This window comes from Clostridium sp. Marseille-P3244, from assembly GCF_900120155.1.
In the GTDB taxonomy this organism is placed as follows: domain Bacteria; phylum Bacillota; class Clostridia; order Lachnospirales; family Lachnospiraceae; genus Mediterraneibacter.
Genome location: NZ_LT635549.1, coordinates 2,297,675 through 2,310,375 on the forward strand (window position 1 = coordinate 2,297,675; position 12,701 = coordinate 2,310,375).

A 12,701-nucleotide genomic window follows, 5' to 3' on the forward strand; every position below is an offset into this window, starting at 1 on the left:
TATCTACAACTTATCCGAATCCAGTACCAAAGTAAACGGACCGTCATTGACCAGGCTGACTTCCATCTCCGCGCCAAACTTCCCTGTCTGCACTTTTGGACCCAGCTTTTTACATTCTCTGATGATATATTCATACAAAGCATTGGCTCTGTCCGGATCTCCTGCCTCGATAAAACTTGGCCGGTTCCCCTTTTTACAATTTGCGTAAAGGGTAAACTGAGATACCAGCAGCAGACTTCCCTCCACATCTGCCAGAGACAGATTTGTTTTTCCCTGACTGTCTTCAAAAATCCTCAGACCGATCATTTTTCTGACCATCTTGTCCGCCACCGCCTCTGTATCGCTGTCTGATACTCCGATCAGCACAAGATATCCTTTCCCGATCCTGCCGATCACGTTGTCTTCCACGCGTACTGCCGCCTCTTTCACTCTCTGGATCACAAATCTCATACTTCTACTGCACCTGCCTTTTCTCCCTTTTTCTTTCTCCGATCCTGAAATGGATCATCAGGAGCGTCCCCACCAGAAGCGGGACGCTGATCAGGACAAGAAGCCCGATGGCAAAGTCGGGAAGGAACCGGTTTTCCAGATCAACGATAAGCGTCCCGAACAGATTAAACAAGGCATGGGTGATCATCGGCGCCAGGATGCTGTCATATCTGTACGCCATATATCCCAGAAGGAATCCAAGCAAACAGGTATAGATCCCCTGAACAATATTCATGTGAAAGATCCCGAACAGGAGGGCCTGGATCAGATTTGCCACGATAAAACACGCTCCTGCCCTTTCCAGATATTTCAGGATCAGTCCCCGGAATACAATCTCTTCCACCAGAGGAGGAAGGATCAGTGTAGAAATGGCCCACATCAGGGAATACTGGGACACACCTGATGATTCGATCATCTGCGAATAGTTATCAATCGCCGGAGGAGCGATGGCCGCAATAGCCCGCATGACAAGGGTTGTCGCGTGCTGAACAGAAAACACCAGCAGGATCTGCCACCCGAAAGACGCAGGGGTGAGTCTCCTGGTATGGCTTCGTAAAAACACCGAAATTCCCTGCTTTTCCACAAAAGCGAAATAATACCAGAGAAAGAAGACAGTCCCTGGTATTATATAGGCCAGTCCTGTTAACAGGTTCATATTATTCATCATAAAATCATATACCAGATTGATTCCTTCATAGCCCCCGAGTACGGCGCCTACAATCCCAATCCCCGCGGACAGGACGACAGCGCTTCCGTTAAGCAGCACGATCATCAGTATAAAAACGACTGCCGCGATCCCGTAATTCCTAGCTTTTTTCATGATTTTTCTCCTTATCTGAAGCTTTTCGCATCTATAGACGGATTCCTTTGTATCATTCTGCCCGGTCCAGCATTTTCTCCGCTTTTCCCCGGATCCTCTGAATGGCATTATCGATGGATTTGGGACTTTTGCCCAGCAGCTCCGCGATCTTCCTGTAGTCCGTCCCCATCAGGTGCAGATACAGCACATGGTTTTCCATTGGACTAAGATTCTCTTTCAGCTGTTCTATAAACGCCTCGGTATATTCCCTGCCGAAATACAGCGCTTCCGGATCTGTCTCCTGCTCTGCCTCGATGGTATCGATCAGAGGCATCTTTTTCCCGTCATGCTGTACCTCGCTCTCCTCATATAAGGAGATGTAGGAATTGAGCGGAAGATGCTTTTTTCGTCTGGAAGCTTCAATAGCGCTGTACATCTGACGGGAAACACAGAGCTCCGCAAAACTTGAGAAAGACGCCCCATGGGCCCTGTCATAATCCCGGACCGCCTTGATCAGTCCGATCATCCCCTCCTGGATCAGATCCTCATTCTCTCCTCCCAGCAGGTACATAGCCCTTGCTTTCTTCCGGACCATAGACTTATACTTGTCCATGATATAATCCATGATATCCTGATCTCCGGCCTTCATCTGTTCCATGAGCTGCTCATCTGTCAGCTTGTCATACTTTCCCATTCTGTATCCTCTGCCTTACAATCTCATACGCCAGAATCCCCCCTGCCACAGAAGCATTAAGAGATGTAATCTCCCCATTCATAGGAATTCCGGCTACGAAATCACATTTTTCCCTGACAAGTCTGCTCACACCTTCTCCTTCACTCCCGACCACAAGCCCTACAGGGCCGGTCAGGTTCAGGTTGTACATCGGCTCTCCATCCATGTCGGCGCAGACAAACCATATTCCTTTCTGCTTCAGCTCTTCCATTGTCCTGACAAGATTGGTCACTCTGGCCACCGGTGTATAGTTGAGCGCTCCCGCCGATGTCCTGGCCACTGTAGCCGTCAGGCCGACAGCTCTCCTCTTGGGTATAATAACCCCATGAGCTCCCGCCACATTGGCTGTCCGGATCAGCGCCCCAAGATTGTGGGGATCTTCAATCCCGTCCAGAAGGATCAGAAAAGGATCTTCCCCTCTGTCTTCTGCCGCCTTTAACATATCCTCTACTTCCGCGTACGCATAAGCCGCGGCAAAAGCGATCACCCCCTGATGTTTCCCTGTCTCACTCAGCCGCGACAGTCTTTCCTTCCCGACAAAATCCAGAATACATCCGTGTTTCTTTGCCTCACGGATGATTGTAAGAACAGGGCCGTCCTTACATCCGTCCAACACAAGCAGTCTGTCGATGGTCCGTCCGGATCGAAAGGCCTCCAGCACCGCATTGCGTCCTTCGATCATCCGAGTGTCTTCTCTGTTATTTTCCTGCATCTTCCCCTCCTGTTATGCTTCCCTGCTTTTGTCTCATGCTGTCCAGACCGATCTCTACCAGTTCGATCAGCCTTGCATATTCACCGCTCAGATACAGATAACCGATCAGGGCTTCAAATCCTGTCGCTCTCCTGTAATCTGTGACAGACTGGTTTTTTGCCGGAGACACGGTTCTGGAATTTCTTCCCCGGCGATAGACCGCGTGCTCTTCCTCCGTCAAATGCTGCTGCATCGTCCGCATCATAAACGACTGGGCGGAAGCCTGCACATAGCGGCTTGTCTCCTCGTGGAGTTTATGGACCTGTCGGTTCCCTTTTCCGGCCGCGATCATCTTAATGATCAGATCAAACACACAGTCGCCGATATAGGCCAGCACAAGTGGGGAACTTGTCTTTGGATCCACCGGTTCCATCTCCGGCATCTGTCTCATATAGTACTCAAATCCAAACTCTATGCCTTTTTCCATTTTACTCCTTCTCGTGTATCTTCAAGGATGATGCCCTTCGCCAGAAGTTCGTCTCTGATCTGGTCAGCCAGCGCGAAATTCTTCTCTTTTCTCGCTGCCTGCCTCTTCTCGATCATGGCCTCAATATCCGCATCCAGCATCTCTTCTTTCCTGTCAACAATAATGCCGAGTACGTCGGTCAGAGATCTCAGCCTCTCAAGAAGGCTTTCCAGATACTCCTTTGATCTTGTTCCGTCAGCTGTGGTATTGATATATTTCACAAGCTCAAATACTGCCGCGATGGCATCTGCTGTATTGAAATCATCGTCCATGGCTGTCTCAAATCCTGCCACATACTCGTCTGTCTTCCCATACAGCGCACGCTCTTCGTCTGCCATTTCCCGGACGCTCGCGTTTCCTGAGAGGAACTTCAGATTGTCCGCCGCGGTCACGATCCTCTCCAGACCGCTTGCTGCTGCTTCCATCAGCTCCGCGCTGAAATTCAGAGGACTTCTGTAGTGTGCGCTTAGCATGAAGAACCGCAGGACCTGAAGATCATATTTTTCGCTGATCTCCCGGACAGTAAAGAAATTGCCGAGAGATTTTGACATCTTTCGGTTATCGATATTCAGGAAACCATTGTGCATCCAGTATTTCGCGAACTCTTTGCCGTTTGCCGCCTCACTCTGGGCGATCTCATTTTCATGGTGAGGGAAGATCAGGTCTTCTCCTCCTGCATGGATATCGATCTGTTCTCCCAGGTACTTCTTTGACATTTCCGAGCATTCAATATGCCATCCCGGACGTCCTTCACTCCACGGAGATTTCCAGGCCGGTTCCCCTTCCTTTTTTGGCTTCCAGAGGACAAAATCCAGCGGATCTTCTTTCTCGTCTTCTCCGGTCACAAGAAGAGTCCTGCCGCCGGACTGAAGATCATCCAGGTTCTTGTGGGAAAGCTTTCCATATTCTTTAAACTTTCTCGTACGATAATACACAGTCCCGTTCTTCTCATACGCATACCCTTTATCGATCAGTTTCTGGATCATATCCACCATTCCACAGATTTCCTCTGTCGCAAGAGGATTCTTTGTGGCCGGCTTGATGTTCATTGCCTCCATGTCCTTCCTGCACTCGGCGATATATCGCTTGGATATCTCATCGGCTGTCACGCCTTCTTCAATGGCTTTCTTAATGATCTTGTCATCTACATCCGTAAAGTTTGATACAAAATTTACTTCATAGCCCCTGTACTCAAAATAACGTCTCACTGTATCAAACACGATCATGGGCCGGGCGTTTCCGATATGGATGAAATTATATACGGTGGGGCCGCACACATACATCTTTACTTTGCCTTCTTCCAAAGGAATAAATTCCTCTTTTTTCTTTGACATGGTATTATAGATCTTCATCATAATCTCCTCTCTTTTCTGCTTTTCTCATCTCCCTCACAAGCTTTCGCAGCTCTCCGTGAAGTCGGATATTTTCCTCCTGGAGTTTCCGGATATCTTCGAGCACCGGATCCGGCAGATGCACCTGATCCATATCCATACGTGGCACTTTCTTATTGTCCATTCGCACGATACGTCCCGGGACACCGACCACAGTACAATTGGGGGGCACTTCTTCCAGCACGACAGAACCTGCCCCGATCTTAGAGTTTTCTCCTATGGTAAACGAACCGAGGATCTTTGCCCCCACGCTGACCATCACATTATCCTCCAGGGTGGGATGGCGCTTTCCCTGCTCCTTTCCGGTGCCGCCCAGAGTCACCCCCTGGTACAGTGTCACATTATTTCCGATAATCGTCGTCTCCCCGATGATCACACCGCTGCCATGGTCGATAAACAGTCCCTTTCCGATCGTTGCCCCGGGATGGATCTCGATCCCCGTCTTCCTGGCTCCCCTCTGGGATATCCACCTGGCCAGGAAATAATGTTTCTTCAAATACAGCTTATGTGCCAGCCGGTACCGTAAAATCACCCGGAAACTGGGGTAAAGGAATACTTCCATATTGGACTTGATCGCAGGATCCCTCTCCCGTATCACCTGGATCTCTTCTTTTACATAAGATATGATACCCATTCCTGGACTCCTTCAAAAACAGTTCTCACAAATAAAAAGCTCCGCCTCTCACAGAGACGAAGTTCTTTCCGCGGTTCCACTCTATTAAAAGAATTGCTTCTTTCACTCAGCTGCCTGTAACGTATGCAAAACGGATCCTGCTACTTCTCCTCCTGTTCACAGGATCAGCTCCCGGACGCACTTCACAGATCCTCCGCTCAGGGTGCTCACAGCCGATGGCATCCCTTCTCTGAGAGCTTCCGGATCAGTTACTCTTCCCGTTCTCTGCCTTTTATTCAATTTCCAGCATATACCTTATATTATGCAACTTTTCTCAATTTGTCAACCTAGACCACTTCATTCAGCCATACATGGTCCAGCTTGATGATCTTATCCAGTTCCCGCTCCAGATGATCTGACAGGATCACTCCGTCACGTTCTCTGATATCTGGCAGGCCTGCCCGCCCAAATAAAACCTCTGTCAGATCGGCGATCGGAATGACGCCCTCCGAATCCTCTGTCTCGCAGATATGGACCTGGGACTCGCCCGGGCGGCTTGTCACTTTCCAGACGCGGCTGTTCTTCCGAAGTACAGGATCGATCACCGCAAAAGAGCACTCCACTGTATCGCTTTCCTTCGTCTCCATTGCCTCCAGCAGCGCCGGCAGATACACGATCCTTGCCATGATCAAAGGTTTCTTTTTCGCTGCGAATTCTAAAGGACACGCATAGACCGGAATCGCTTCCTGACTGTCCGGTGCCAGTGTCCCGGCCAGTTCACGTACTGACCGGCAGAACTCTTTTCCGAAACCTTCCAGATAGAGAGGCTCCCGGATCTCAAGTCCGCTCTCCGCCGCATAGGCATAAACTCCCCGCAGCCTCCCGTCTTCTCTGAGCAGGCGCACTCCTCCCTTCTGGCTGGACTGTTCCAGGATCATCGTCTGATAATAATCTGCATCCCGCACAGTGCATACCTGCCAACTGGGCGCAAAATGCTCCCTGAAAAACTCTGACAGCTCTTCGGCCTCCCACAGTCTGGCATCAGACTCAACCACATTATGGCAAATTCCGGGAGAGGTTTCTTCAGATATCCGTCCCTGAGAGGCCTGTCTCCTTGGGATTTCCCCTGTATCCTGACTGTAAATGTACCGGAAGTCATAAGGTCTGTAGATAGCCTCCGCTGCCGGCATCAAAAAAGTAAACGGAAGCCTTCTCTCGTACATATTTTCCAGAGAAGTCCGAAGCAGAGCACCCATAAAGCCTCTGGACCGATAGGGCTTTCTTGTGGCAACCGCAATAATATAATCCGACGGAAACTCCTTTTCCCCAATCCTGACACGGTACGGGTTCAGCTGCAGCATAGAACAGAGCCTTCCGTCTTCCTCCACCACATAGATCTGATTCTCCCGGGTCTTGATATAGTAATAGTAGTCCAGAAATGCCTTTGTATCTTCAGAGAACACCTCTTCCCACAACGACCGGGTTGCCATGTGCTCGCTCTTATCCAGTCTGCGGACTACCATGTTACTCACCTTCTTCTGTGACATGCCCGCAGCAGCCGGCACAGCCTGCCGCGCCCGGCGTCATATCCGTGCTGCTGTAGTTTCTGTACTTTTCGATCATGCAGATCGCCTGAGAGGAGATTCCTTCCTCTGTTCCGGTAAAACCAAGCCCTTCTTCTGTCGTCGCCTTTACATTCACCTGCTCCTCGTCAATACAGAGCGCCCGCGCGATGTTTTCCCTCATTCGGTCAATGTACGGCCTCATCTTCGGGCGCTGGGCAATGATTGTCGCGTCAATGTTCTCGATCACATACCCCTTCTCATCCAGAAGATGCCCCACATGTTCCAGAAGACGAACACTTGAAATCCCTTTGTACTGCGGATCTGTATCCGGAAAATGTTTCCCGATATCGCCCAGGGCCGCTGCTCCCAGGAGGGCATCCATGACCGCGTGAATGAGCACATCCGCGTCAGAGTGTCCCAGAAGCCCTTTTTCGAAAGGGATCTCGACCCCGCCTACAATAAGCTGACGTCCTTCAACTAATCTGTGAACGTCATATCCCATACCTGCACGCATGCTTATTTCTCCTCATAATCATTTTCAATTTCTTCTTCCGGTGATTCTTCCAAAGCCGGCTCTTCATCCACTGTCTCCCCGGCTTCTTCCTCTTCTTCCTCGGAAGACCCTGCCAGCATTCTCGCTCTTTCCGTCAGACTTTTGGGGCCGGACTGTGTCTCCTCTGCCGGATCTTCTGTCTCTTCCTCAGCAGCTTCTTCCTCTTCGGCCGCTGCTTCCCGCTCCCGTTTTGACTCGTCGAACATCCGCTTCAGACTGAACAGCGCATACCCTCCTCCGAACACGATAAATGCCGCGCCGAATATGATCATCAACACCATGTTCTCCGGCTTCTCCTTCACCACTGCCGATATCAGATTTATCCCGAGATATACCAGATATCCTCCGACAATAATCCGGAACATACTTCCTGCCTGTCTGTTCATTTATTTATCCTCCTGTCCTTCATTATATCCCGCCTCATTTGTTTTATCATCAGTTTAAACAAAAAGCCCCGCTAAAGCGGAGCTTGATGTAATAGCGGAAACTGGATTTGAACCAGCGACACCACGGGTATGAACCGTGTGCTCTAGCCAACTGAGCTATTCCGCCATATTGTGTTGTACATGGGGCCTATAGGGCTCGAACCTATGACCCTCTGCTTGTAAGGCAGATGCTCTCCCAGCTGAGCTAAGACCCCATATGATTGCGGGTTACAGAAGTCTGTCCGCAACCCGCTTTGCTATTATACTATCAACTTCCGGCAAATGTCAACACTTTTTATTTGAAATATTTTACACCCGACTCGAAAATCTTCATATCCTGTTCTCCGTAGATATTCACCGCGACAGAATCACCACGGCGCTCTGAATGAGCCATCTTTCCAAGAACCCGCCCATCTGGGCTTGTAATTCCTTCTATAGCGCTGTAAGAACCGTTGATATTCCACTCTTCGTCCATGCTGACATTCCCCTCCGGATCACAGTACTGAGTTGCCACCTGTCCGGCCTCAAACAAACGCCCGATCCATTCTTTGTCCGCCACGAACCGTCCTTCTCCGTGAGACGCGGGATTCGTATACACTCCGCCCAGTTCTGCCTCCTGAAGCCATGGAGATTTATTCGTCACAACTTTGGTGTATACCATCTTGGAAATATGACGTCCGATCGTATTGTATGTCAGAGTAGGCGAATCCTCGGTCTGCCCGGTGATCTTTCCATAGGGTACCAGCCCCAGCTTGATCAGCGCCTGGAAACCGTTACAGATGCCGAGAGCCAGACCGTCCCGCTCATTCAGGAGTTTTTCTACCGCTTCTTTCATCTTTGCGTTCTGGAACGCGGTAGCGAAAAACTTGGCCGATCCATCCGGCTCATCCCCCGCGCTGAACCCGCCGGGGAACATAATCATCTGAGCCTGTCCGATGGCTTTCTCAAACTCCGCCACAGACGACCGGATATCCTCTGCATCAAGATTGCGGAAGACTTTTGTAATGACTTTTGCCCCCGCGCGCTCAAATGCCCTGGCACTGTCATATTCACAGTTTGTTCCCGGGAAGACCGGAATAAATACCGTAGGCTGTCCGATCCTGTGGCTGCAGATATGGATATCCGATGTACGGTATAACCGCTCCTCCACAGCTTTATCCGAGCTCTCCTCAGATTTTGTGGCAAAAACTTTTTCCAGCGTTGACGTCCAGGCGTCCAGAGCCTCGTCCAGGCCGATCTCCACATTTCCATACTCAAACTTCCCGGTATCTGTTACTTCTCCGATGACCGTGTAGTTTATACCCAAGTTTCCTGCCTGCCCGTCTGCCACTTCCGCTATAATATCACCGAAAGCCGGCGCAAAAAGTTCCCTCGCATCCATGTTATGCTCGATCTTAAGACCCATATGATTCCCAAAGGCCATCCGGCTTGCAGCCGCGATCACTCCATGACGGTCAAGAGCGTAAGCAGAAACAATTCTTCCCGCCCGTATATCCTGAGTAAATTTACGATACTGATCCAGGGCCCGCTCATATACCGGAAGATCATACGCGTCCTTCTCTGTTCTGAGCCACACCAGCTTATTTCCCGCTTTTTTAAGCTCTGGTGTAATAATGTCCTTCTCTACTGCCATATCTACTGCAAAAGAGACAAGAGTCGGCGGTACATCAATATCCTGGAAGGTCCCGGACATACTGTCCTTTCCTCCGATAGACGGCAGCCCCAGACCGATCTGAGCCGCATAAGCTCCCAGGAGCGCGGAGAACGGCTGGCTCCATCTCTTCGGATCCTCTGTCATCCGGCGGAAATATTCCTGGAATGTAAAACGGATCTTTGTGTGATCGCCGCCTGCCGCCACAATCTTCGCCACAGACTCCAGAACTGCGTAGACGGCCCCGTGATACGGACTCCAGCTTGAAAGATAGGGATCGAACCCATAGCTCATCATAGACACACTGTCTGTTTTTCCATTCTGGACCGGAACCTTTGCCACCATGGCCTGCGTCTCGGTCAGCTGATATTTTCCACCATGGGGCATAAAGACAGACCCTGCGCCAATGGACCCGTCGAACATCTCCACCAGCCCCTTCTGGGAGCAGACATTCAAGTCGCTCAGGGTATCCAGCCATGCCTTTCTGACATCGCCTACTTCCTTTTTATTGAAAAGACAGCCTTTTCTGTCCGGTATCTCTACTTCCACACCTGTCTCCTGGTGCGCGCCGTTTGTATCCAGAAACGCGCGGGAGATATTGACGATCTCTTTTCCTCTCCAGATCAGCACCAGCCTGGGCTCTTCCGTCACTACGGCAACCTCTGTAGCCTCCAGATTTTCTTCCTTTGCATAAGCCATGAACTTCTCTACATCTTTTGGATCCACAACAACAGCCATCCTCTCCTGCGACTCGGAGATGGCAATCTCGGTTCCGTCAAGGCCGGCATACTTCTTCGGAACTTTGTCAAGCTCTACACGCAGCCCGTCCGCCAGCTCTCCGATGGCCACAGATACTCCGCCGGCACCGAAGTCGTTACACTTCTTGATCAGACAGCTTACTTCCTCCCTGCGGAACAATCTCTGGATCTTCCGCTCCGTCGGAGGATTCCCTTTCTGCACTTCTGCGCCGCATGTCTCGATGGACTCTTCTGTATGCACCTTGGAGGAACCGGTCGCTCCGCCGCAGCCATCCCGCCCGGTGCGTCCTCCCAGAAGGATAATAATATCACCAGGATCTGAGGTTTCCCTGATCACGGCGCGCCTTGGAGCTGCACCCAGCACCGCGCCGATCTCCATACGCTTGGCCACATAGTCAGGATGATAGATTTCTTTCACAAGACCGGTCGCCAGACCAATCTGGTTTCCATAGGAACTATATCCATGGGCTGCCTCCCGGACAAGCTTTTTCTGAGGCAGTTTTCCTTTCAGTGTATCCTTTACAGACACCGTCGGATCCGCGGCCCCTGTCACGCGCATTGCCTGATACACATACGTACGTCCTGACAAAGGATCCCGGATCGCCCCTCCAAGACAGGTCGCAGCTCCTCCGAAAGGCTCGATCTCTGTCGGATGATTGTGTGTCTCGTTCTTAAAATTGATCAGCCACTCTTCTTCCACACCGTCCACTTTCACAGGCACAACAATACTGCAGGCATTGATCTCATCAGACTCTTCCTGGTCCTGAAGCTTTCCTTCTTTTTTCAGCCTGCGCATGGCCATAAGAGCAAGATCCATCAGGCAGACAAACTTATCTTCCCTTCCGCGGAAAATTTCGCTGTGATCCTTTAAATATTCCCTGTAAGTGTCTTCGATAGGCTTTCTGTAATCCCCTTCATCAAAGACAATCTCCTTCAGTTCCGTAGAAAATGTTGTATGGCGGCAGTGATCTGACCAGTAGGTGTCCAGAACCCGGATCTCTGTCATGGTAGGATCCCGGTGTTCTTCCCCGCTGTAATAGTTCTGGATGTGCAGGAAATCCCGGAATGTCATTGCCAGGCCAAGAGAATCATACAGCGCTCTGAGCTCCTTTTCCGGCATATCCTTAAATCCTTCGAATACAGAGATGTCCTTTGGCTCCTCAAACACTGTCACAAGGGTATCCGGCTTTTCCTCAGATGCTTCTCTGGAATCCACAGGATTGATACAGTGACTCCTGACCGCAGCGAATTCTTCGTCGGTAATATCTCCTTCTATCACATATGTGATGGCTGTCCGGATCACCGGTTCTTCGTCTTCCTTTATAAACCGGATACACTGTTCCGCTGAGTCCGCTCTCTGATCAAACTGTCCCGGAAGATACTCCACCGAGAAAATACGATCCTTCTCATCCATCCGGAATGTCTCTCTGTAAAGGATGTCTACCGGAGGTTCTGCGAACACGCCCCTGCATGCCTTCTCGAATGTCTCATCTGACACGTTCTCCACATCGTACCGGATCAGGACCCGTACCCCCGTTACATTCCTGACGCCGAGATAATGCCGGATCTCGTGCCGCAGACCTTTTGCCGTAACGGCAAACTCTGGTTTCTTCTCCACAAATACACGCTTTACATTACTCATATGAAGTCTCCTTTTCACCTGAATCTATTTTCGTGCAGCTGTGCGCTTTTCCTGCCATAGCTCTCTGTCTGTATACTACCATAATTCGCCTCATTAGTATAATTAATATAATTAAACTTTATAATAAGTAATACTAATCTATTTTTTCTGCCTTTTGCGCTTTCTTTTTTGACAGAAATCCCGGGACCAGGCTCAGTACCAGAAGTACAAGAAGCATGCCCACAAACAGGCCGCCGATCCTCATAACCATATCATAAAACAGTCCTTCCGGCAGCATCCGTATCATATAGTCGGTCGCGGGGTCAAAGATCCACAGATCATTGTCAAAAAATATGTGATGGAACTGCACAAACACCGCGTTAAAATCAATGACCGACGCAATCCCCAGCGCCGCTGCCGCCGCCACGGTCAGACCGAAAGCAATCTGGTACGTCCGGGGAATGATTCGTCGGATGTCCGCCTTTTCCCCCAGAAGAAAGACCAGGCACGCGGCTGCCACAATGCACGCGTGCAGACGGATATTGAGTCCTCCGATAAAAAGATCCCTTACCTCACCCATGTGAAAGCGGTCCTGTTCATTGAAGAAATCCTGTTCCACTCCTTCCACTGTCGTCACCACTGACAGCGTGTCTCTGTCTCCTCTGAGGTAAGCCATCATTTCTCTGGTCACATACATCGTGTCTTCCATTGTCATGTCCAGATCCGATAAAACATCATACTTCTCATACTCTTTTTCATATACGCTGAAATCCGCGTACATGGCGATCTCAAAACTGGTGATCAGCGCCGCCGCTATAACAGAAAATGCCAGGAGGATCCCTGCCGCCCATTGTAATTTCTTCATGACTGTTGATTCCTTTCTGTA

General features: G+C 50.2%; 12 protein-coding genes, 2 tRNA genes and 1 other annotated feature. All 14 genes read right to left on the reverse strand.

The genetic code is table 11. The annotated features are described in order from the left end of the window. Positions 1-3: 3 nt before the first annotated feature. The 14 genes from dtd to BQ7367_RS12825 all read right to left on the reverse strand — a co-directional run bounded on the left by dtd (position 4) and on the right by BQ7367_RS12825 (position 12,680). Positions 4-450: a D-aminoacyl-tRNA deacylase gene (gene dtd, locus BQ7367_RS12760; RefSeq protein WP_072525787.1), complete on the reverse strand. Its 447-nt coding sequence runs from the start codon at positions 448-450 to the stop codon at positions 4-6. A 4-nt stretch (positions 451-454) separates the two neighbouring features. Then, positions 455-1,309, reverse strand: coding sequence for a CPBP family intramembrane glutamic endopeptidase (locus tag BQ7367_RS12765; protein WP_072525788.1), 855 nt, complete (start codon positions 1,307-1,309; stop codon positions 455-457). A gap of 52 nt (positions 1,310-1,361) precedes the next feature. Then, complete coding sequence (locus BQ7367_RS12770) at positions 1,362-1,982, reverse strand: sigma-70 family RNA polymerase sigma factor (protein WP_072525789.1); 621 nt, start codon at positions 1,980-1,982, stop codon at positions 1,362-1,364. Next, entirely contained in the window at positions 1,969-2,733 is a 765-nt protein-coding gene (gene rlmB / locus BQ7367_RS12775) for a 23S rRNA (guanosine(2251)-2'-O)-methyltransferase RlmB (RefSeq protein WP_072525790.1), read from the reverse strand. Before rlmB ends, BQ7367_RS12770 begins: the two co-directional genes overlap by 14 nt. Continuing rightward, positions 2,720-3,199, reverse strand: coding sequence for a Mini-ribonuclease 3 (locus BQ7367_RS12780; RefSeq protein ID WP_072525791.1), 480 nt, complete (start codon positions 3,197-3,199; stop codon positions 2,720-2,722). Before BQ7367_RS12780 ends, rlmB begins: the two co-directional genes overlap by 14 nt. Then, entirely contained in the window at positions 3,184-4,590 is a 1,407-nt protein-coding gene (cysS, locus tag BQ7367_RS12785) for a cysteine--tRNA ligase (protein ID WP_072525792.1), read from the reverse strand. Before cysS ends, BQ7367_RS12780 begins: the two co-directional genes overlap by 16 nt. Next, positions 4,577-5,263 (reverse strand): serine O-acetyltransferase EpsC, encoded by a 687-nt coding sequence (gene epsC, locus BQ7367_RS12790; protein WP_072525793.1) that lies wholly within the window; start codon positions 5,261-5,263, stop codon positions 4,577-4,579. The genes cysS and epsC overlap by 14 nt, the downstream gene beginning before the upstream one ends. A 49-nt stretch (positions 5,264-5,312) precedes the next feature. Next, positions 5,313-5,537, reverse strand: a binding site (T-box leader). Between the two features lie 52 nt (positions 5,538-5,589). Beyond that, positions 5,590-6,765: a GNAT family N-acetyltransferase gene (locus BQ7367_RS12795; RefSeq protein ID WP_072525794.1), complete on the reverse strand. Its 1,176-nt coding sequence runs from the start codon at positions 6,763-6,765 to the stop codon at positions 5,590-5,592. 1 nt (position 6,766) lies between these two features. Then, entirely contained in the window at positions 6,767-7,321 is a 555-nt protein-coding gene (gene ispF / locus BQ7367_RS12800) for a 2-C-methyl-D-erythritol 2,4-cyclodiphosphate synthase (protein WP_072525795.1), read from the reverse strand. Positions 7,322-7,323: 2 nt separating this feature from the next. Then, positions 7,324-7,746, reverse strand: a complete 423-nt coding sequence (locus tag BQ7367_RS12805; protein ID WP_072525796.1) for a hypothetical protein — start codon at positions 7,744-7,746, stop codon at positions 7,324-7,326. A 92-nt stretch (positions 7,747-7,838) separates the two neighbouring features. Then, a tRNA-Met gene (locus BQ7367_RS12810) sits at positions 7,839-7,912 on the reverse strand. Between the two features lie 15 nt (positions 7,913-7,927). Further along, positions 7,928-8,000 (reverse strand) — tRNA-Val (locus BQ7367_RS12815). 80 nt (positions 8,001-8,080) lie between these two features. Next, positions 8,081-11,836 carry a phosphoribosylformylglycinamidine synthase gene (locus BQ7367_RS12820; RefSeq protein WP_072525797.1) on the reverse strand — a complete coding sequence of 1,252 codons (3,756 nt, stop codon included), beginning with the start codon at positions 11,834-11,836 and terminating at the stop codon, positions 8,081-8,083. Positions 11,837-11,969: 133 nt separating this feature from the next. Continuing rightward, the gene (locus BQ7367_RS12825; RefSeq protein ID WP_072525798.1) at positions 11,970-12,680 is read right to left on the reverse strand and encodes a TIGR01906 family membrane protein; all 711 of its coding nucleotides are present in this window, start codon (positions 12,678-12,680) and stop codon (positions 11,970-11,972) included. Positions 12,681-12,701: the final 21 nt, after the last annotated feature.

Coding starts and splice junctions, on each gene's coding strand:
- dtd (WP_072525787.1), bottom strand. CDS start 450: ATGAGATTTGTGATCCAGAGAGTGAAAGAGGCGGCAGTACGCGTGGAA.
- BQ7367_RS12765 (WP_072525788.1), bottom strand. CDS start 1,309: ATGAAAAAAGCTAGGAATTACGGGATCGCGGCAGTCGTTTTTATACTG.
- BQ7367_RS12770 (WP_072525789.1), bottom strand. CDS start 1,982: ATGGGAAAGTATGACAAGCTGACAGATGAGCAGCTCATGGAACAGATG.
- rlmB (WP_072525790.1), bottom strand. CDS start 2,733: ATGCAGGAAAATAACAGAGAAGACACTCGGATGATCGAAGGACGCAAT.
- BQ7367_RS12780 (WP_072525791.1), bottom strand. CDS start 3,199: ATGGAAAAAGGCATAGAGTTTGGATTTGAGTACTATATGAGACAGATG.
- cysS (WP_072525792.1), bottom strand. CDS start 4,590: ATGAAGATCTATAATACCATGTCAAAGAAAAAAGAGGAATTTATTCCT.
- epsC (WP_072525793.1), bottom strand. CDS start 5,263: ATGGGTATCATATCTTATGTAAAAGAAGAGATCCAGGTGATACGGGAG.
- BQ7367_RS12795 (WP_072525794.1), bottom strand. CDS start 6,765: ATGGTAGTCCGCAGACTGGATAAGAGCGAGCACATGGCAACCCGGTCG.
- ispF (WP_072525795.1), bottom strand. CDS start 7,321: ATGCGTGCAGGTATGGGATATGACGTTCACAGATTAGTTGAAGGACGT.
- BQ7367_RS12805 (WP_072525796.1), bottom strand. CDS start 7,746: ATGAACAGACAGGCAGGAAGTATGTTCCGGATTATTGTCGGAGGATAT.
- BQ7367_RS12820 (WP_072525797.1), bottom strand. CDS start 11,836: ATGAGTAATGTAAAGCGTGTATTTGTGGAGAAGAAACCAGAGTTTGCC.
- BQ7367_RS12825 (WP_072525798.1), bottom strand. CDS start 12,680: ATGAAGAAATTACAATGGGCGGCAGGGATCCTCCTGGCATTTTCTGTT.